This window comes from Rhizobium sp. ARZ01 (genome assembly GCF_014851675.1).
In the GTDB taxonomy this organism is placed as follows: domain Bacteria; phylum Pseudomonadota; class Alphaproteobacteria; order Rhizobiales; family Rhizobiaceae; genus Mycoplana.
Map to the genome: position 1 here is coordinate 32,307 of NZ_JACVAE010000001.1, position 19,396 is coordinate 51,702.

At 59.9% G+C, this 19,396-nt stretch carries 17 protein-coding genes; 12 read left to right on the forward strand and 5 right to left on the reverse strand.

Going from position 1 to position 19,396, the window contains the following annotated elements; all coding sequences use genetic code 11:
* Positions 1-105: 105 nt before the first annotated feature.
* The 5 genes from IB238_RS00130 (at position 106) to IB238_RS00150 (ending at position 4,692) form a co-directional block, all read left to right on the forward strand.
* Positions 106-951 carry an ABC transporter ATP-binding protein gene (locus tag IB238_RS00130; RefSeq protein ID WP_192242290.1) on the forward strand — a complete coding sequence of 282 codons (846 nt, stop codon included), beginning with the start codon at positions 106-108 and terminating at the stop codon, positions 949-951.
* Positions 952-995: 44 nt separating this feature from the next.
* Positions 996-2,228: an AMP-binding protein gene (locus IB238_RS00135; RefSeq protein ID WP_192247223.1), complete on the forward strand. Its 1,233-nt coding sequence runs from the start codon at positions 996-998 to the stop codon at positions 2,226-2,228.
* Positions 2,229-2,356: 128 nt separating this feature from the next.
* Positions 2,357-3,241, forward strand: a complete 885-nt coding sequence (locus IB238_RS00140; protein ID WP_192242291.1) for a CoA ester lyase — start codon at positions 2,357-2,359, stop codon at positions 3,239-3,241.
* Positions 3,242-3,274: 33 nt separating this feature from the next.
* Positions 3,275-4,003 carry a CoA transferase subunit A gene (locus IB238_RS00145; RefSeq protein WP_192242292.1) on the forward strand — a complete coding sequence of 243 codons (729 nt, stop codon included), beginning with the start codon at positions 3,275-3,277 and terminating at the stop codon, positions 4,001-4,003.
* A gap of 5 nt (positions 4,004-4,008) precedes the next feature.
* Entirely contained in the window at positions 4,009-4,692 is a 684-nt protein-coding gene (locus IB238_RS00150) for a 3-oxoacid CoA-transferase subunit B (RefSeq protein ID WP_192242293.1), read from the forward strand.
* Positions 4,693-5,110: 418 nt separating this feature from the next.
* Here IB238_RS00150 and IB238_RS00155 read toward each other — a convergent pair whose 3' ends face one another.
* Complete coding sequence (locus IB238_RS00155) at positions 5,111-6,265, reverse strand: acyl-CoA dehydrogenase family protein (RefSeq protein ID WP_246723555.1); 1,155 nt, start codon at positions 6,263-6,265, stop codon at positions 5,111-5,113.
* A gap of 222 nt (positions 6,266-6,487) precedes the next feature.
* Positions 6,488-7,438 (reverse strand): helix-turn-helix domain-containing protein, encoded by a 951-nt coding sequence (locus tag IB238_RS00160; RefSeq protein WP_246723454.1) that lies wholly within the window; start codon positions 7,436-7,438, stop codon positions 6,488-6,490.
* A gap of 104 nt (positions 7,439-7,542) precedes the next feature.
* Here IB238_RS00160 and IB238_RS00165 point away from each other — a divergent pair, with 104 nt between their 5' ends.
* From IB238_RS00165 to IB238_RS00195, 7 genes are all read left to right on the forward strand, one after another.
* Positions 7,543-8,772, forward strand: a complete 1,230-nt coding sequence (locus IB238_RS00165) for an extracellular solute-binding protein (protein WP_192242296.1) — start codon at positions 7,543-7,545, stop codon at positions 8,770-8,772.
* Positions 8,765-9,745 carry a sugar ABC transporter permease gene (locus IB238_RS00170; RefSeq protein WP_192242297.1) on the forward strand — a complete coding sequence of 327 codons (981 nt, stop codon included), beginning with the start codon at positions 8,765-8,767 and terminating at the stop codon, positions 9,743-9,745. The genes IB238_RS00165 and IB238_RS00170 overlap by 8 nt, the downstream gene beginning before the upstream one ends.
* A gap of 1 nt (position 9,746) precedes the next feature.
* Positions 9,747-10,595: a carbohydrate ABC transporter permease gene (locus IB238_RS00175; RefSeq protein ID WP_192242298.1), complete on the forward strand. Its 849-nt coding sequence runs from the start codon at positions 9,747-9,749 to the stop codon at positions 10,593-10,595.
* Positions 10,596-10,615: 20 nt separating this feature from the next.
* Positions 10,616-12,652, forward strand: coding sequence for an aldo/keto reductase (locus IB238_RS00180; protein WP_192242299.1), 2,037 nt, complete (start codon positions 10,616-10,618; stop codon positions 12,650-12,652).
* Between the two features lie 31 nt (positions 12,653-12,683).
* On the forward strand, positions 12,684-13,748 hold the full coding sequence (ugpC, locus tag IB238_RS00185) for a sn-glycerol-3-phosphate ABC transporter ATP-binding protein UgpC (RefSeq protein ID WP_246723455.1): 1,065 nt from the start codon (positions 12,684-12,686) through the stop codon (positions 13,746-13,748).
* A gap of 68 nt (positions 13,749-13,816) precedes the next feature.
* On the forward strand, positions 13,817-15,406 hold the full coding sequence (locus IB238_RS00190) for an ABC transporter substrate-binding protein (protein ID WP_192242301.1): 1,590 nt from the start codon (positions 13,817-13,819) through the stop codon (positions 15,404-15,406).
* A gap of 90 nt (positions 15,407-15,496) precedes the next feature.
* Positions 15,497-16,336: an alkaline phosphatase family protein gene (locus IB238_RS00195; protein ID WP_192242302.1), complete on the forward strand. Its 840-nt coding sequence runs from the start codon at positions 15,497-15,499 to the stop codon at positions 16,334-16,336.
* 24 nt (positions 16,337-16,360) lie between these two features.
* On the opposite strand, the gene fabI is transcribed toward IB238_RS00195, so the two are convergent.
* From fabI to IB238_RS00210, 3 genes are read right to left on the reverse strand one after another with little or no spacing between them, the layout of a single operon-like run.
* Positions 16,361-17,143 carry an enoyl-ACP reductase FabI gene (gene fabI, locus IB238_RS00200; RefSeq protein WP_192242303.1) on the reverse strand — a complete coding sequence of 261 codons (783 nt, stop codon included), beginning with the start codon at positions 17,141-17,143 and terminating at the stop codon, positions 16,361-16,363.
* Positions 17,144-17,203: 60 nt separating this feature from the next.
* Positions 17,204-18,373: an acetate kinase gene (locus IB238_RS00205; RefSeq protein ID WP_192242304.1), complete on the reverse strand. Its 1,170-nt coding sequence runs from the start codon at positions 18,371-18,373 to the stop codon at positions 17,204-17,206.
* Positions 18,374-18,378: 5 nt separating this feature from the next.
* Positions 18,379-19,344 carry a phosphate acetyltransferase gene (locus tag IB238_RS00210; protein ID WP_192242305.1) on the reverse strand — a complete coding sequence of 322 codons (966 nt, stop codon included), beginning with the start codon at positions 19,342-19,344 and terminating at the stop codon, positions 18,379-18,381.
* Between the last annotated feature and the right edge of the window lie 52 nt (positions 19,345-19,396).

The following is a 19,396-nucleotide window of genomic DNA, read 5'->3' on the forward strand; positions in this document are numbered from 1 at the left end:
TGCGGCCCGCTTCGGCCGGAAAGCCGCATCCCCTTCCTCTGCGGGCGTGAACCGCTCTCATATATCCAGTGGTCTGATGATCCGTGCTCTAAGTGAGAAGATTCGATGAAAGCAGTCAGCACTACAAGCTCTCCGCCGGCAGCCGAGCCCGCCACGATCCTTAGCGTCAACAATATCGAGGTGATCTACGACCATGTCATCTTGGTGTTGAAGGGGGTTTCCTTGACCGTGCAGCAGGGCGGCATCGTTGCACTGCTCGGTGCAAATGGCGCCGGCAAGTCGACGACCCTCAAGGCGATCTCGAACCTGCTCCATGCCGAGCGAGGCGATGTCACCAAAGGTTCGATCGAGTTTGCTGGCGAGCGGGTCGATCGTCTTTCGCCCAACGAGCTCGTGCGGCGCGGCTGCATTCAGGTGCTCGAGGGCCGTCACTGCTTCGGTCATCTCACCATCGAGGAGAACCTGCTCACCGGCGCATTCACCCGCAGGGATGGAAACGCCGCCATTCGCCGTGATCTGGAAGCGATCTATGAGTACTTTCCACGCTTGAAGCAGCGGCGCACGTCGATGGCGGGATATACCTCCGGCGGCGAGCAGCAGATGTGCGCCATTGGCCGGGCGATGATGTCGCGCCCGAAGCTGATCCTGCTCGATGAGCCGTCCATGGGGCTTGCGCCGCAGATTGTCGAGGAGATCTTCGAGATCGTCCGCATGCTCAATCGCAGCGAAGGCGTATCCTTCCTGCTGGCAGAGCAGAACACCAACATGGCGCTGAAATATGCCACCTACGGCTACATACTCGAGACCGGGCGCGTGGTCATGGACGGGGCGGCCGAGATGCTGCGTGAGAACGAGGACGTGAAGGAGTTCTATCTTGGCGTTAACGATGGTGACCGCAAGTCGTTCCGCGAGGTGAAAACCTACAAGCGCCGCAAGCGTTGGCTGGCATAACAGGAAGAATTGCGATGCGTGATACGAAAGACATGGGCGGGATCATGACTGAGCCATACGATGCCTTGGAGACCCGGGCGCCGGCTCTGCGTGAAGCCGCACTCTTCGCCTCGCTGCCGGAAACGCTGAAGCGCGCCGTCCTGGCGCCGGCGTATGCCGAGAGACTCCGCGGATTTGATCTGGACAAGATCACCGATCGCGAAGCACTGGCGACATTGCCTGTTTTGCGCAAAGCCGAGCTTCCGACCCTCCAGGGGGCGGCCCTGCCTTTCGGCGGTCTGATCTTGAACAGCCCGGGTTCATTCGCACGCCTTTTCAGATCGCCGGGCCCTATCTTTGAACCCGAGGCAGACGTTCCCGACCCGTGGCGCGCTGCGCGCGGCCTCTACGCCGCCGGGCTCCGTCGGGGTGATGTGATGCTGAATACCTTCAGCTACCATCTGACGCCGGGCGGCTTCATAATGGATTCGGGTGCGCGCGCACTTGGTTGCGCGGTGATACCCGCTGGCCCCGGCAACACCGAGCAACAACTCGAACTGATCGAGGCCTACAGGCCAATCGCCTACTGCGGTGCACCTGATTTTCTGAAGATCTTGCTGGATGCGGCAGACAGTAATGGCCGCGACATCACGTCCATACGAAAGGCAGCCCTGTCTGGTGCAGCGTTCCCCGCAAGCCTGAGGAAAGAATTATCAGACAGGGGTATCTTGTCGTGTGAAATCTATGCAACGGCGGACGCCGGAGTAATCGCCTACCAGACACCTTCCAGCGAGGGGATGACCGTCAACGAAGACATCATTCTCGAGATCGTACATCCCGGAACAGGGATCCCTGTTCCGGCCGGCGACGTCGGCGAAATCGTTGTTACAACCCTCAACGCCGTAAATCCGATCATACGTCTGGCTCTGGGCGACCTGTCGCGTGTCATTCCCGGTGAGAGCACAAGCTTCCGGACCAACATGCGTATCGGAGGCTGGATGGGCCGCGCAGACCAGGCCGCCAAGATAAAGGGAATGTTTGTACGGCCGGAGCAGATTGCGCAGATCGGGCAGCGTCATCCGGAGCTCGCCCGCCTGCGGTTGTTGGTCACCCGAAAAAACAACGCGGACTGCATGACCCTCTACGCAGAAACTCACACACAATCAGAGCAATTTTCGGAGGTCATCGGGGCGACCTTATACAATGTCACGAAGTTGAAGGGAATGGTTTCCCTTGTTTCCGTAGGCAGCCTTCCGAATGACGGCAAGGTCATCGAAGATCAAAGGACGTACGCGTGAGTGGGAACTGTGAAGCTCCCGTTCTGCAGGTGAACTGAGCTTTGCATAAGCGATCCATTGGATTTTTTGCCAATCGCACCGCCACAGATTTCTTCAAAATTGCATCCATCCATACAAAGGAACGCCTGATGCGATCTCTTCTTTTTGTGCCCGGTGATAGCCAGAAGAAACTTGAGAAGGCGTTGGCCACTGATGCCGACGCTCTTCTTATCGACCTGGAGGATTCCGTTTCCCTCCAATCCAAGACGGAGGCTAGGCAGATCACATCCGCTTTTCTGTCGGAACATAGAAACAAGGTCGGCCGGCCTCGTTTCTACGTACGCGTGAATGGATTGACCACCGGTATGACGGATGTCGATCTCGACGGGATCATGCAGGCTGCGCCGGATGGGATCGTTCTACCCAAGACTGTCGGCGGTGCGGATGTGACGCTTCTGTCGGCCAAGCTCGCGGTTCGGGAGGCCGGCTTCGGCCTCGTAGATGGCTCGACCCGGATACTTGCGATTGCCACGGAGAATGCGGCTGGATTGTTTGCTCTTGGGACTTTCGCCGGAGCAAGCGACCGCCTCACAGGGTTGGCCTGGGGCGGCGAGGATCTTTCCGCAGATCTCGGTGCCGAGACGAACCGGGGGGACGATGGGGCTTACACAGATCCCTATCGCCTGGCGCGCTCATTGACGTTGCTCGGTGCGGCGGTGGCAGGCGTTGATGCCGTGGATGCCGTCTTCACCAATTTCCGCGACACGGTTGGTTTGAAAGAAGAATGCCGAATGGCCCGCCGCGACGGCTTTGTGGCGAAGATGGCGATCCATCCGGCGCAGGTTCCGGTGATCAACGAAGCATTCACCCCTTCAGCAGAAGCGGTGGAGAAAGCGCGACAAGTGATTGAGGCTTTCGAAACAAACAAGGGTGCAGGCGTCGTAGCCGTTGACGGCGAAATGCTGGACCGCCCGCATCTGCTCAGGGCTGAGCGCCTTCTTGCGGGGCTGGCCGCAAGCAACGGGCCGCAATGAACAAGGCCGGCATCGCTTAACAGAGAGAGTTCGATGGACAAATGTTTCAAGGATGCAGCCACGGCGATGGCCGGGCTCATCAAGGATGGCATGACGATTGCGGCGGGCGGATTCGGTCTGTGCGGCATTCCCGAGGCCCTGATCGAAGCGGTGCGGGAGTCCGGCGCCAAGGACCTGACCTTTGTTTCCAACAATGCGGGCGTGGACGGCATCGGCCTGGGCCGTCTTCTGGAAACGCGCCAGATCCGCAAGATGATCTCTTCCTATGTGGGGGAGAACAAGCTGTTCGCCCAGCAGTACCTGTCGGGAGAGCTCGAGCTCGAATTCAACCCGCAGGGCACGCTGGCTGAGCGACTGCGGGCCGGAGGCGCCGGTATTCCAGCCTTCTTTACCAGGACCGGGGTCGGCACCGTGATTGCCGAGGGCAAGGAAGTGCGTGAGTTCGATGGTGAGAAATACGTCATGGAGCGTGGAATTTTTGCCGATGTCGCTTTGGTCCATGCCTGGAAAGGCGATACGGAAGGCAATCTCGTTTACCGGAAGACAGCGCGTAACTTCAATCCGATGATGGCCACCGCCGCGAAGATGACCGTTGTGGAAGTCGAGCATCTGGTCGAGGCCGGATCAATCGACCCTGATTGTATCCACACACCAGGCATCTTCGTGCAGCGCATCGTGCACGTTCCGAATCCGATCAAACACATTGAGCAAACAACGGTCCGCGAACGGCCGCTAGTCGCGCCTGTCGGGGTGGAGGAGTAAGACGAATGGCCTGGACCCGTGAACAGATGGCTGCGCGTGCGGCATGCGAACTGCGCGACGGCTTTTATGTCAATCTTGGCATAGGCATACCGACGCTGGTCTCGAACTACATTCCAAAGGGAATGCGGGTTCAGCTCCAGTCGGAAAACGGCATGCTCGGCATGGGCCCTTTTCCTTTTGTGGGGGAGGAGGATGCTGACCTTATCAACGCCGGCAAGCAGACCATCACCGAGCTGCCGACCACCAGCTATTTCTCGAGCGCGGACTCCTTTGCGATGATCCGCGGCGGTCATATCGATTTGTCGATTCTCGGCGCCATGCAAGTGGCCGCCAATGGCGATCTCGCGAACTGGATGATCCCCGGAAAAATGGTAAAGGGGATGGGTGGCGCCATGGACCTCGTGGCAGGGGTCAAGCGCGTTATCGTGGTCATGGAGCACGTCGCGAAGGGCAAGGATGGCTTTGAGGAGCCGAAGCTCCTGGACGCCTGCAACCTGCCACTGACGGGGGCTGGCGTGGTGGACGTGGTGATTACCGACCTTGGCGTCTTTGAAATCGACAAGAAGGGCGGCAGCGGCATGACGCTAACCGAGCTGGCGGATGGCGTTGCCCTTGATGAGATCAGGTCCAGGACCGGCGCTGATTTCAAAGTTGCTTTGAGCCGAGCGGTTTCAGCGAAGTCTGGTTAAAGAGCGCTGATGCAGTAGTTTGGGCACCTATTTGGGGCGATTGAGCAACTGCCCCAAATGCGGTCGCATCGGGCCGCGGTCTGAGCTTCGGGCGCTTCGTTGCGGGATGTGAAGGCGCCAATGATAGGGTCGCTATGCCTAGCGGCGGGTTGAGCCTTCCGCGAGCAATGAGCCGACTGTGCGCTGTCAGACTTAGCCAGACACGGCGGAGTGGCGGCTGGATGCGATCACAGTTTGGCCTACAACGGGGTTGAGCCCCGGGGACAGGATCACCTTGGACGGAAGCTGAATGGCTGCATCTCGTAGTCCGAGATCACCGCTAAAACGGGTCGCTAAAAACTCGGATGCTTCTATTGCGTGTTCCGGACTGACGATCGGAGATTTCTCTCCGATCGCAGATATCACGCCAAGTGGATGATCAGAGCCTCTTGGCGACTTCTTCCAGCATCACTTCGGTTGCACCGCCGCCAATCGCCTGAATTCGAGCGTCACGCGTCATGCGCTCGATAGCGCTTTCGCGCATGTAACCAAAGCCGCCATGGAATTGGAGGCAATCGTACATGACTTCGTTCACGAGTTCGCCGCAGTACGCCTTCACCATCGAAACTTCCTTGGTGACATCTTCGCCCTGAGCATCTCGCCACGCGATGGCGTAGACCAACTGGCGACCGGCTTCCACCTTTGCGGAGAGCATTGCCAGCCGTTGGCGAATGGCTTGCTTTTCGTAAAGCGGGGCGCCAAACGCCATCCGTGTCTTGACATAGTCGACGGTCAGGTCGAGTGCGGCCTGGGCTTCCCCCATTGCCATCGCACCGAGCACCAGCCGCTCATTCTGGAAATTCCGCATGATCGCATAGAAGCCGCGACCTTCCTCGCCGAGGATGTTCTCTGCAGGAACGACGCAATTGTCAAAGACGAGTTCGGCCGTATCCGAGCAGCGCCAACCGTGCTTGTCGAGAGCCCGTCCGACGCTGAAGCCCGGGGTTCCCTTTTCGACCAGGAACATCGTCACAGACCGGCTAGCGGGTCCGGCCGTATCCGTCTTGGCGGCGACACAGTAGAGGTCACCGTGCACACCGTTCGTGATAAATGTCTTGCTGCCATTTATGACGTAGTTGTCGCCTTTGCGAACTGCCGTCGTTCGAATTCCCTTCACGTCCGAACCGGCGTCGGGTTCGGTTACCGCAACAGCCACGATTGTCTCGCCGGCGATCACTCTCGGCATCCAGCGCGACTTTTGCGCCTCGTTGCCGGCGTTGTAGAGATGGACCGATGCCATATCGGTGTGGACAAGGGCGGTAATCGCAACACCCGAGTAGGTTGAACGTCCAAGCTCCTCGGCGAGGACCACGGTCGCGAGGGTGTCCATCTCCGAGCCGCCATACTCGCTGGAGTAACGGATACCAAAGAATCCGAGGTCTCCCATTTTCCTTAAGACTTCGCGCGGCACTAAGCCGTCGCGTTCCCAAGCATCCGCATGGGGTTTGATTTCTTCAGCTACAAAGCGCCGTATCTGATCCCGTAGCATTTCATGCTCTGGCGTGAACCAGTGGGACGCTTGAGATGTAGCCAATGTCGAACTGTCTGCGTTGACTGTCACAATATGCTCCTACAATGCTTTACCTAACTAATGTTAGGCTGACAAAATCGAGTGGTCAAGTGGAGTGCACTGGGATTCGCCTGTGAGTGGCAGCGCATTTGATCACGGGGCTAAATGAATCGCGCACGACCGCATCGGTATGAGGAGACGTTCCTCATCAATCTGGCCAAGTGGACGCCAATCGTATGGGACGCCCTATGTCCAGTCGGAATGCCGGCGTAGCGGATTTCGACCACCGCGATTGCGCTTGAAGTCCGATGGGGAGATGCCGGCGAGTTTTCGGAAAGATTTGCTGAACGCGCTCAGTGAGCCAAAACCGCTATCCATTGCCACACGCAAGACGTTCGAATTGTCTTCGGTGAGAAGAGCCTGAGCGTAGCTGAGTCGCAGCAGATTCACGTATCCGTTCAAGGTCATTCCCGTCGTGCGGCGGAAGAGGTTCATGGCGTATTTGGGGTGCAGGTCGGCGACCGCAGCGATGTCCGCAGAACTGATCTCTTCGCGAAAATTCTGAGCAATGTAGTCGCACATGGGCGCGACGGATCGGGATGACTGGTAGTCGAAGGGGTTGGCTTCCCGCTTGTCGCTCAACTTTACCGGAATCGTGCTGTATGGATCAAACTTCACGCGCTCCAGACGGAGCAGCAGTTCATCCACCGCGTGTTCCGATTTCAGCTGGTCCCTGGAAGATACATAGTCGAACCAACGCGGAAAATTCTCGTAGTCCGCCATGCCAGTCGCGCGGGTTACCAGAGTGGCCCCGCCCATCAGCCGCGTCGACACATCGGTCGGCAACTGCAGCCGAAAGAAATAGACGAGAGGCAGATGGGCACCGGCGTAGAGCGAGTCGTCGCTGCTCCAATCCATCTGATGCGGCAGCCCACCCCAGAACAGGGCGAGCTCTCCCTCCGACAAAAGCACTTCGTGGTTCGCCATCCGGTAGCGGACCGCTCCGCGCATGATGAAGTTGACCTCGACCTGCGCATGCCAGTGCGGTGAGGTCATCGCGGGCGGGTGCCGATAAAACATCTGAAGCCTCGTCGGCGTGGCTTCGATCGTGCTCGCACCGGGGCGCCAGGCAATTTGTTCGACATTCTTACTTTCGGACAACTCGACCTTCCCATCCCATGAGACTTTGCTTTCCAAGCGCATAGGTTAGCAGCGCGAGAACCGGGCGCAACGGGAGATGTGCAACGGGCTTTGAGAACACAATCCTTGAAAGTGAAACGTCGGAGGAGGACGACTTCGAGATGAGGCTCTCATACACCGCAACATTAGGTACTGCTGCGATCATGTTCGCAACGAGCGCATCGGCAGGGGAGATAGTATTCAATTCGGACATGTCCTGGCCGCAATCCAAGAAGGCGCTGGAGCACATTGTCGATGGTTTCCAGAAGGCCAATCCCGGAATAACGGTAAAGGTCAATTACTTCGACAACGAGGGATACAAGTCCGCGATCCGCAACTTTCTGACCGCAGATGCGCCCGATCTCGTCAACTGGTTTGCGGGCAATCGGATGGCGCCCTTCGTCAAGGCTGGCCTGTTCGAGCCGGTCGATGATGTCTGGGCCGCCAACGGGCTCGATGAATCACTGAAATCCGCGGCCTCGTCGATGACCATCGACGGCAAGAAGTGGGGCATGCCCTTCACCTACTACCAGTGGGGCATTTACTATCGGAAGGACATCTTTGCCGAACACGGTCTCACGCCGCCGAAAACCTGGGATGAGCTGAAGGCCGTGAGCGAGAAGCTGAATGCCGCGGGCATCAAGCCCTTCGCGATCGGTACGAAGGCGCTGTGGCCGACGGCCGGCTGGTTCGACTATCTGAACCTCCGTGTCAACGGCTACGAATTCCACATGGACCTGACGGACGGACGCGTCGCCTACACGGATCCGAAGGTGAAAGCGGTGTTCGAGAAGTGGGCGGAACTGGTGAAGCCTGGATACTTCATCGACAACCACGCCGCGCTCGACTGGCAGGATGCCATTCCGCTGGTCGTCCAGGGCAAGGCGGGCATGTATCTGATGGGCAATTTCGCCGTCGCCAACCTGAAGGAAGGCGGGTTGACGGAAGAGCAGCTCGGCTTTGCGGCCTTTCCCGAGATCACACCCGGTGTGCCGCGCTCGGAAGACGCGCCGACCAACACGATCCACATCCCCTCGGGCGCCAAGAACAAGGAAGAGGCCAAGAAGTTCCTGGCCTATCTGGCGCAACCGGAGGTTCAGGCCGAAGCCAATGCCATTCTCGGCCAGCTTCCGGTGAACAGCAAGGCTGCGCGCCCCGACGACGTCTATCTGAACGCGGGGTTCGAACTCTTGTCCACCGCGCATGGGTTGGCGCAATTTTACGATCGCGATGCGCCGGCCGACATGGCCAAGGCCGGCATGGAAGGGTTCCAGGAATTCATGGTCAAGCCTGACCGGCTCGATGCGATCCTGGAACGTCTCGAAAAGGTGCGCGGGCGCGTCTATGAATAGCAATGCGCCCCTGGGAGCGGCGGAACAGCCGCTCCCTTCCTCACGCACAGCCGTAAACGACCGGAGATCGGCCATATCGCCGGTGTCGGGTTGGTGGAAGAAAAACCAGCGCAAGCTGGCGCCTTGGGCCTTCCTGGCCCCCGGCTGCATCATGTTCGCCGTCTATGTGATCGCGCCGATTTTCCAATCCATCTGGATTTCGTTCTACGACTGGGACGGTATCGGAGCCAAAACGTGGATCGGGCTCGGCAACTATGCCGAGCTGTTCGACGACGACGTCTTCTACACGGCGCTCCGGAACAATTTTCTGTGGCTGGCCCTGTACTTCCTCGCGCTGCCGGCCGGCCTGTTCCTCGCGATCTTTCTCAATCAGACGATCCTCGGCATCCGTATCTACAAGTCTCTTTTCTTCTTTCCGTTCGTCATAAGCCAGGTCGTGGTCGGACTGATGTTCTCGTGGTTCTACGCTCCTGATTTCGGCCTGCTTTACCGCCTCATCCTTGCCGTGACCGGCGGAGAAGTGGCGATCCTGGCCGACGAGCGCTACGTCACCTACGGCATCATCGCTGCCGGGCTGTGGCCTCAGATCGCCTATTGCATGATCCTCTACCTTGCGGCGCTCAACAACGTCTCGAAGGAACAGATCGAGGCAGGCCGCCTCGACGGCGCGAAGGGCTGGCGCATGCTTTGGCACATCGTGCTGCCGCAACTGATGCCGGCGACTTTCATTGCGGTCGTCGTCACCATCATCGGCGCGCTACGCTCCTTCGACCTGGTCTCCATCATGACCAAAGGCGGTCCCTATGGAGCCAGCACCGTGCTGTCGTATTTCATGTATGAGCAGGCGCTGTCGGAATACGGCTTCCGCATGGGCTATGGCGCGGCGATCGCCGTCATCCTGTTCCTCATCATGATGGCGTTCATTTCCGGTTTCGTCTGGCGGATGATGCGCGACGAAAAGGCGGGCGGCTAGGATGTTCCCGACACCCGTCCAGCACCGCTCGACATTCGTTCAATGGCGCTACGCCATTGCCGTTCCTGCCGTGCTTTTCATTTGGCTCCTGCCGCTCATTGGCGTCGCCCTCACATCCCTGAAACCCGCCGGTGACCTGGCCGCCGGAAACTATTTCGGCTGGCCGTCCCACCTGGCATTCGGCAACTATGCGACAGTCTTCCAGAACTCGCCGATCGGCCAGTACATTCTCAACTCGTTCAAGGTCACCATCCCCACCGTCGTGGGTGCGCTTGCACTGTCGTTGCTGGCCGGTTTTGCGCTCGCGGTCTACGATTTCAGATCACGCCTGCTGATCTTCTTCCTGTTTGTTGCCGGCAATTTCGTGCCGTTCCAGATCCTGATGGTGCCGGTTCGCGAGCTGACGCTGAAGCTTGGAATGTATGACACGATCGGCGGCTTGATCGCCTTCCATGTCGCCTTCCAGACCGGCTTCTGCACGCTCTTCATGCGCAATTTCATCAAGGCCATGCCTTTCGAGCTGATCGAGTCGGCGCGTGTCGAAGGTGTCTCGGAGTTCCGCATCTTCTGGCACATCGTGCTGCCGCTGATGCGTCCCGCCATCGCGGCGCTCGCCGTTCTCGTCTTCACCTTCGTCTGGAACGACTACTTCTGGGGGCTCGTGCTGGCCCAGGGCAGCCACGCGCTGCCGGTGACGGTCGGCCTCTACTCCCTCAACGGCCAATGGGTGGCCGTCTGGAACCTGATCTCGGCAGCCTCACTGATAGCCGCACTGCCGCCGGTCATCATGTTCTTTCTCATGCAACGCCATTTCATCGCCGGCCTTACCTTCGGCGCGACGAAAGGCTGAAACGGGTCCTTGGAGCCAATATGACGAGCTTGCAGAAAATCCGCTGGGGGATCATCGGCCCCGGTAACATCGCCAAAGCCTTTGCCGCTGGTATCGCGCATTCGGAAACCGGAACACTGGTCGCGATCGGCGCCCGCAATCCCGGCAAGCCCGGGCTTGCCGATGCTTTCCCCGGAGCCCGCATCCACGACGGCTATGCCGCGCTGCTGACCGATGACACCGTCGACGCCGTCTATATTTCGACCCCGCACCCGTCGCATGCGGAATGGGCGATCAAGGCGCTGGAGGCCGGCAAGCATGTGCTGGTTGAAAAACCCATGGGGCTGACGGCCTTCGAAGCCGACGCCATGATGCATGTAGCGCGCAGGACCGGAAAATTCCTGGGTGAAGCCTATATGTACCGCCTGCATCCGCAGACGCGCCGGTTGGCAGAACTGGTCGCAGAGGGGACGATTGGTGAGGTGCAGCTGATCAAATCCAGCTTCGGCTTTGCCATGCCCTCCGTCCTGCCAGAACACCGTCTCTATTCCAGCGCGCTCGCCGGCGGCGGCATCATGGATGTCGGAGGCTATCCGATCTCGATGGCCAGGCTCATTGCCGGAGCGACCGCTGGCAAGCCGTTTCTCGATCCGCAATCGGTCACCGGCAGCGCCCATCTGGGGCAGACCGGCGTCGACGAATGGGCATCGGCCGTTTTGCATTTCGACAACGGCATCATTGCCGAAGTGTCGTGCTCAGTTTCCGTCGCTCAGGACAACGTCCTGCGCATATTCGGCAGCCGCGGGCGGATCGAGGTCGATAGTTTCTGGTTCGCGAGCGGCAAGGAAGGCGGCGTCGGCAACATCAGGGTCCTGCCATCCGACGGGGGCAGCGAAACGATTGCCGTAGAGGAGAAGGGCTGGCTCTATGCATTCGAGGTCGACGCGGCCGGGCGGGCCATACAGGAAGGGCTCCAGGAGTTCTCCTGGCCCGGAATGAGCTGGGCCGACAGTCTCGGCAACCTTCGCGTCATGGACAAATGGCGCGCGGCCGCCGGGCTCGAGTTCAGCGTCGAAAAGCCGGAAAATCGCACCACGACCCTTTCCGGACGAAAGCTCGAGGCGCGCTTGAAGCGCATTCCAAAAAAGGCTTTGCACGGCCTGGCGCGTCCTGCATCTGTGGTCGCGCTCGGCTTTGAGGATTTCCGTACCTTCTCCTCGGCAAGCATTCTGCTCGATGCCTTCTTCGAGCAAGGCGGCAACCTTTTCGATACGGCGTTTCACTATGCCCAGGGCGTGCCGGAAGCGCTGTTTGGCCAGTGGCAGCGCAATCGCGGCGTGCGTGACGATGTCGTCCTGATTGGCAAGGGCGCCCACACGCCTTTCTGCACACCAGAAGCCATAGGCAAGCAGTTGGCCGTGTCGCTTGAGCGCCTGCAGACCGACCATGTCGACATCTATTTCATGCACCGGGACAACCCGGCGGTGCCCGTCGGAGAGTTTGTCGACGCCATGGACGCGGAGGTTCGGGCGGGCCGCATCCGGGGACCGTTCGGCGGGTCGAACTGGACTCGTGAACGCATGGAAGACGCCATCGCCTATGCGCAAAAGAACGGCAGGCAGTTGCCTGGCGTCCTGTCCAACAATTTTTCGCTGGCCGAGATGCTGGTGCCGCTGTGGGATGGCTGCGTCGCTTCCTCGGACGAGGCGTCAAGGGCTTGGCTGACCGCTCGTCAAATGCCGAACTTTGCCTGGTCAAGTCAGGGCCGCGGCTTCTTTACCGAGCGCGCCGGCCGCGACAAGCGCGACAACGCGGAGCTTGTGCGCGCCTGGTACTCGGAAGGAAATTTCGAGCGCCGCGATCGCGCCATCGAACTTGCCCGGCGCCTCGGCAAGCGCCCAATCCACGTCGCGCTGGCCTATGTCCTCGCCCAGCCCTTTCCCTCATTCCCGCTGATCGGCCCCCGCACCCTGGGGGAACTCGATGATAGCCTCGAGGCACTCGACATCGCCCTTTCGCCGGAGGATCTCGAGTGGCTTGCCTATGGCGCCGCGGCGCCAAAGCACAAAGCAGGATGACGGGCGCGAGCCGGAGAGGGAGGAAGGCTGCTTGAGCGGAATTGAACTTAGATCGGTACGCAAATCGTTCGGCAAGCTCGATATCATCCACGGCATCGATCTCTCGATCGAACCCGGGCAATTTTGCGTGTTCGTCGGACCTTCGGGCTGCGGGAAGTCGACGTTGCTTCGGATGATTGCTGGGCTTGAGGAGATTAGCGGCGGCGAAATCCGCATCGACGGGAGGATCGTCAACAAGGTCGACCCCGGCGACCGCGAGATCGCGATGGTCTTCCAGTCCTACGCGCTCTATCCGCACATGACCGTCGCGCAAAACATGGGCTTCGGGCTTCTCATGACCGGCACGCCGAAAGCCGAGATCGCCAGGCGTGTCGATGAGGCCGCCGCAATCCTGCAGCTTCAGCCGCTTCTCGGGCGAAAACCTGCGCAATTGTCGGGCGGTCAGCGCCAGCGCGTCGCAATCGGCCGCGCGATCGTCCGAAACCCGAAGGCCTTCCTGTTCGACGAACCGCTGTCGAACCTTGATGCCGAGCTTCGCGTCCAGATGCGCGTGGAGATCGCGAAGCTCTACCGGACACTCAAGACGACGATGATCTACGTCACCCACGACCAGGTCGAAGCAATGACCCTGGCGGACAAGATCGTGGTGCTGCGGGCGGGGCGGATCGAGCAGATCGGCTCACCCCTGGACCTCTACAACAATCCGGACAACGTCTTCGTGGCAGGCTTCATCGGATCGCCGAGGATCAATCTTCTGGAGGCGCGCGCCGATGCGCGCGGCCTGCTGACAGTCGGCAACTGCACCTTCAAGCCGGCCATCGAGGCGAAGCTCCCCAAGGGAACCAAGGTGATCGTGGGCTTGAGGCCGGAGCACTTCGACGCGAACGGAGCCGGCGAGGCGCACCTCGTGATGACCGTCGATGTCGTCGAGAACCTCGGTGGAACATCGGTCTGGCATGGGTGCCTGTCGACCGGGGAAAAACTGCTCGTCGAGCGAAAAGGCTTCCGAGAAACGCACCCGCAAGACACGGTGCGGCTCGCCTTCACGTCCGGTGATGCGCTGATTTTCGACAGTGACGGCAAGCGGCTTCGATGAACCTTGGGGAGCTAACAAGGATTGTAAATCGAATCTGGAAGCATTGACAAAAAGGAGAGAGGGGAAAAATGAAAACAGAACTTGATTTTCTCGCAGATGCCGCCGCCCGGGGCCATATCTCACGGCGGGCTTTTCTTGGCCGGGCCGCTGCGCTCGGCGTGTCCGCCGCAATCGCCTCAACGCTCGCGGGGAAGGCCTTCGCGCAGACGCCGGTGAAGGGCGGCCTTCTCAGGGCGGGCCTGCAGGGCGGTGAATCAACCAACAGCCTTGATCCCGCGCTTAGCCTGAGCCAGGTCTCGTATCTCTTCGGCAAGCAGTGGGGTGAATACCTGGTCCGTCTGACGCCGGAACGCGGATTGCGATATCTGATCGCTGAAGAGATCGGCTCTTCGGCTGATGCCAAGACCTGGACGATCAAGATCCGTGACGGGATCGAGTTCCACAATGGCAAGACGGTCACGGCCGAGGATGTCGCCGCCACGATCGAGCGTCACGCCGATGAGAAGGCAAAGTCGGGTGCGCTTGGAATCCTCAGGAACATCAAGGGTATCAAGGCGAGCGGCAAGGAAGTCATCGTCACCCTGGCCGAGGCGGATGCCGATTTCCCCTACCTGATGACTGACTACCATCTGATCATCCAGCCGAATGGAGGTAAGGACGATCCGAATGCCGGTATCGGCGCCGGTCCCTACAAGGTTACCGTCAATGAGCCGGGCGTGCGGCACGGTGGGGAAAGGTTTGCCAACTATTGGCAGGCCGACAAGGCGGCCCATGCCGACCAGATCGAGATCATCGTCATCAATGACGCGACGGCACGGCTGGTAGCGCTGCAAGGTGGGCAGGTGCACATGATCAATCGGGTGGAGCCCAAGGTCGTGGACATGGTCAAACGCGTTCCCGGCGTCACGATCGAGAACGTCGACGGCAAGGGCTACTACCCCTTCAACATGTTCTGCGACACCGCGCCATTCGATAACAATGACCTTCGAATGGCACTCAAGCTCGCCATGGATCGCGACGAGATCCTCGATAAAATCATGCAGGGGTACGGCACTGTCGGCAACGACTTCCCGATCAACAACGTCTATCCGTTGTTCCCTGAGGGCATCGAGCAGCGCAAGTTTGACCCGGAAAAGGCGGCGGAGTTCTACAAGAAGTCGGGCCACTCGGGATCCATTCTGCTGCGGACCTCCGACGTCGCCTTTCCAGGTGCTGTCGATGCGGCTCAACTCTATCAGCAAAGCGCTGCCAAAGCCGGAATCACGATCGAGATCAGGCGCGAGCCAGGTGATGGGTATTGGTCCCAGGTCTGGAACAAGCAGCCATTCTCGCTGTCCTATTGGGGCGGCCGCGCCACCCAGGGTCAGATGTACTCCACAGGGTATCTCTCAACAGCGGACTGGAACGACACGCGGTTCAAGAACCCGGCGTTCGACAAGATGCTATTCGCCGCTCGCGCGGAACTTGATGAAGCAAAGCGGAAGGTGATCTATCACGACATGGCGGTGCTGATGCGTGATGAGGGCGGCCTGATCGTACCGATCTTCAACCAAACAATCGATGCGGTCGCCAGCACCAAGGTCGGCGGCTACATCAAGAATCCAAATGGCGAATTGATGGATGGCTACGCGCTTTCGGAGTGCTGGGTAAACGCCTGACGATCACTGACAACAACATCGGAACAACGGCATTGCGCGTAGAAAGCCGCGCAATGCCCCCATTTCTGCGCCGCTCTTACGGAGACATCGATGCCCCTCAAGTCCAAGCTGTTGCTCATTATCCTCGACGGCGTGCCCTACAAGAATTGGCGTCGTTTGATGGGAAATCTCGAAGGCTGGGTGCGATCGGGCGAAGCGAAGGTCTGGAAGATGCGGTCGGTGTTACCTTCGACTTCTGCATCCTGCTATGCTTCGATCCACACCGGCGTTTCGCCCCAGGTGCACGGCATCCTCTCGAACGAGAATCGGTTCCGTGTTCGGCAGCCCGACATCTTCTCCGAGGTCACCAAAGCTGGTGGCAAGACGGGAGCGGTGACCCATTCCTACTGGTCGGAATTCTTTCGATCCTACCCATTCGACCTCGTCGACGACCTGGAGTACGACGAACCTGGCGGTCCCATCACCCACGGGCGATTCCACACCATGACGGGCGCCAATCGAAACAATCTGGCGACGCCCAGCGACGTGGATCTCTTCGCAACGCTGACCTTTTTGGCAAAGCGCTTTGATATCGACTACGGCATACTGCACACGTGCACGTTGGACTCGATGGGGCATCGTTTTGGCCACGACTGCCATGAGATGGATCATGCCGTCTACGTTATGGACGGCATGCTTGCCGCCTACCTGCCACGGTGGCGTGACGCTGGCTATGAAGTGATCGTGACCGCTGACCACGGCCAAACGGACCGCGGCCATCATGGCGGCCATGATGATGAGATGCAGGACTTTGCCTTGTATTACTTCGGTTCGGGATACGGGCCGCAGGCGGATACCCTGCTCGACCAGTTGCAACTGGCGCCCACAATCCTCAGGCGGCTTGGCGTGCCGGTACCGGAAACGATGAGAGGAGAGCCGTTTCTCCGCTGAATTGCGACAGCCCTGCACACCCATTCAATCGATGATGTGATATCCCCCATCGATATAGAGCGTCTCGCCGGTGATGAGCCTTGCCGCGTCATGGGCGAGGAAGGCGGTCGCCATGCCGACGTCGTCGATGCTCACCAGGCTGCGGGTCGGTGCGGTTTCCTGCGCCTTGTGCAGCAGTTCATCGAATTCGGGAATGCCTGAAGCGGCGCGCGTGGCGAGTGGTCCGGGTGAGATCGCATGTACGCGAATGCCCTTTGGCCCTAGCTCCGCAGCAATATAGCGAACCGCACTTTCCAGCGCGGCCTTGGCGACACCCATGACATTGTAGTTCTTCACCACCATCTGGCTGCCATAGTAGGTCATGGTGAAGAGCGTTCCGCCGCGCTTCATCAGCGGCTCGGCCAGATGCGCCATGCGGATGAAGGACCAGCAGGAAACCTCCATCGTCGTGAGAAAGCCATCGCGTGGAACGTCGACGACGCGCCCCTGCAGCGTGTCTTTCGGCGAAAATGCGATGGAGTGCACAACGAAATCGATCTCGCCCCAATGTTCCTCGATCCGCTGGAAAATCGCCTCCATCTGCCCTGGGACGGCGACGTCGAGCGGCATGACGATCTCCGCCTCCAGTTCGCGCGCCAACGGCTCGACGTAAGGTTTGGCCTTGTCGTTCAGGTAGGTCACAGCCAGTTCTGCACCCAGCGCGCGGAATGCCTTGGCGCAACCCCATGCGATTGACTGGTCGTTGGCTATGCCGACGATCACCCCTCTCTTGCCTTCCAACAGCTTTGCCTTGACCGCAGGAATCATTGGCACGCTCTCCGTTCGATACAAATGGCGAATGGTGACCGACAACGCCGGTTGCCGGTCTCAATTCAGTAGGGCCAGCGTGTGACGCGCGATCATCAGTTCTTCGTCGGTTGGAACGACGTACAGGCGCACTTTGCTGTCGGGTGTGGAGATATCCAGTTCGCCTGCGGCATTCCGGGCAGGATCGATCTTCGCCCCCAGCCATTCGAGTTTGGCGGCAATGCGCGCCCGCAGCACCGGCGAGTTCTCGCCAATGCCCGCGGTAAAGACGAAGGCATCCAGGCCGCCGAGGGCAGCCGCAAGCATCCCGGCGTTCAATCCGATGCGGTGGACGAAATGCTCAAGGGCAAAGGCGGCGCGCGGATCGTCGCTCGCCAGAAGCGCGCGGACATCATTGCTGACGCCGGAAAGACCCTTGAGGCCGGAGTCCTTGTAGAGGAGGTTTTCCACCTCTTTTGGAGCCATTCCCAATTGCTGGAGCAGATAAAGAATGACGCCCGGGTCGATCTGTCCGCAGCGCGTGCCCATGGGCAGGCCGTCGAGGGCGGTGAAGCCGAGCGTGCTTTCGATGCTCTTGCCCCCCAAAAGGGCGCACATCGAAGCTCCACTGCCAAGATGGGCTACGATCACCCGGCCGTTTGCGATCCCCGGCGCCACGTCGTGCAGTTTGCCTGCGACATATTCATAGGAAAGGCCGTGGAAGCCATAGCGCCTTACGCCTTCCTCGAAGAAGTGCTCGGGAATGGCATAGTGGCTCGCCACCAGGCTGTGTCCCCTGTGGAACGACGTATCGAAACAGGCGATCTGTGGAAGGTCCGGGCGGCGTTCCAGCACGGCGCGGATCGGCGCAAGATTGTTGGGCTGGTGCAGTGGCGCGAGCGGCACCAGGCGTTCAAGATCGGTGAGAACAGCCTCGTCGAGCAGGATCGGCCGGTCGTAGTCCGGGCCGCCGTGGACAACCCGGTGACCCACGGCAACGAGGCGGCCCTCGTGGTGTTCGCGCAGCCATGCGCCGACGAAACGCATCGCAGTGATCAGATCGGGGACATCGTTAGGCGCATGCGCGTTTTCCGCCAGCACCTGGCCGTCGCTGCCCTTGATGTGCAAACGCGGCGCTGTTCCGATCCCCTCCATCTGCCCACGAAGCAGCTTCTTCAAGCCATCAGCGATGGCGAAGACTTCGAACTTGAGGCTGGAAGAGCCCGCATTGACGACAAGAATCGTATCCATGAGTTTCACACGCTCACGACGGAAGGAATGTGGCGCCGCGCATCCGCCAACAGGACCGCGACTGCGCAGGAGGCGAGCCGGGTGCGAACCGAATCGGCTCGCGAGGTGAGGATGATCGGCACCCGGGCCCCGAGAACGATACCCGCGGCATCCGCTCTCACCATGAAGGTCAGGTTCTTGGCCAGCATGTTTCCGGCCTCCAGATTGGGCACGACGAGGATCTGCGCGCGGCCGGCAACGGGCGAGGAAATGCCCTTGATCCGCGCGGCTTCCGGATCGATCGCATTGTCGAAGGCAAGTGGGCCCTCCAGAAGCCCGCCAGTGATCTGCCCGCGCTCGGCCATCTTGCAGAGGGCGGCGGCATCGATCGTGGAGGGGATTTTCGACGTGACCGTCTCGACGGCGGAGAGGATCGCCACCCTAGGCGTTCCAAGGCCAACCTGGGTGAAGAGGTCAATGGCGTTCTGTACGATGTCCCGCTTGGCATCGAGATCAGGCGCGATGTTGATCGCTGCATCCGTGACGAACAGCGTCTCGGAATAGGTCGGCACATCCATGACGAAGACATGGCTGATGCGCCGCTCGGTGCGTAGGCCCGTTGCCGACGCGGTGACGGCACGCATGAGTTCGTCCGTGTGCAGGCTGCCCTTCATCAGAAGTTCGCCCTTCGCCTCGCGAATGAGCTCCACGGCCTTGGCCGCCGCCGCATCGCTGTGCGGCACATCGACAATCTCAAGCGACGAGATGTCGAGGCCATGGGCCGCGGCCACGGCGGTGATCTTGTGTGCAGGGCCGACAAGCATCGGCACGATCAGTTCAGCCTCTGCCGCCTCGATCGCTCCGCGCAGCGAGGTCTCGTCGCAGGGATGCACGATGATCGTTTTTGCGGAGGGCGCTTGTTGCGCCCGTGCAATCAGGTGCTCGTATTTTTCGTGCAGGCCGGGCTGTTGAGGGTTGCTACTTTCCACCATGTGACCATCCCCACTCTCGTTTGCCTCTTCATCTGCGCAACCGGGCCTGGCG

What these genes read in the sequence shown, in the direction of transcription:
- IB238_RS00205 (WP_192242304.1), bottom strand. Translation starts at nt 18,373, where the DNA reads ATGGATACGATTCTTGTCGTCAATGCGGGCTCTTCCAGCCTCAAGTTC.
- IB238_RS00190 (WP_192242301.1), top strand. Translation starts at nt 13,817, where the DNA reads ATGAAAACAGAACTTGATTTTCTCGCAGATGCCGCCGCCCGGGGCCAT.
- fabI (WP_192242303.1), bottom strand. Translation starts at nt 17,143, where the DNA reads ATGATTCCTGCGGTCAAGGCAAAGCTGTTGGAAGGCAAGAGAGGGGTG.
- IB238_RS00175 (WP_192242298.1), top strand. Translation starts at nt 9,747, where the DNA reads ATGTTCCCGACACCCGTCCAGCACCGCTCGACATTCGTTCAATGGCGC.
- IB238_RS00140 (WP_192242291.1), top strand. Translation starts at nt 2,357, where the DNA reads ATGCGATCTCTTCTTTTTGTGCCCGGTGATAGCCAGAAGAAACTTGAG.
- IB238_RS00170 (WP_192242297.1), top strand. Translation starts at nt 8,765, where the DNA reads ATGAATAGCAATGCGCCCCTGGGAGCGGCGGAACAGCCGCTCCCTTCC.
- IB238_RS00210 (WP_192242305.1), bottom strand. Translation starts at nt 19,344, where the DNA reads ATGGTGGAAAGTAGCAACCCTCAACAGCCCGGCCTGCACGAAAAATAC.
- IB238_RS00180 (WP_192242299.1), top strand. Translation starts at nt 10,616, where the DNA reads ATGACGAGCTTGCAGAAAATCCGCTGGGGGATCATCGGCCCCGGTAAC.
- IB238_RS00165 (WP_192242296.1), top strand. Translation starts at nt 7,543, where the DNA reads ATGAGGCTCTCATACACCGCAACATTAGGTACTGCTGCGATCATGTTC.
- IB238_RS00130 (WP_192242290.1), top strand. Translation starts at nt 106, where the DNA reads ATGAAAGCAGTCAGCACTACAAGCTCTCCGCCGGCAGCCGAGCCCGCC.
- IB238_RS00135 (WP_192247223.1), top strand. Translation starts at nt 996, where the DNA reads ATGACTGAGCCATACGATGCCTTGGAGACCCGGGCGCCGGCTCTGCGT.
- IB238_RS00145 (WP_192242292.1), top strand. Translation starts at nt 3,275, where the DNA reads ATGGACAAATGTTTCAAGGATGCAGCCACGGCGATGGCCGGGCTCATC.
- IB238_RS00150 (WP_192242293.1), top strand. Translation starts at nt 4,009, where the DNA reads ATGGCCTGGACCCGTGAACAGATGGCTGCGCGTGCGGCATGCGAACTG.
- IB238_RS00195 (WP_192242302.1), top strand. Translation starts at nt 15,497, where the DNA reads ATGCCCCTCAAGTCCAAGCTGTTGCTCATTATCCTCGACGGCGTGCCC.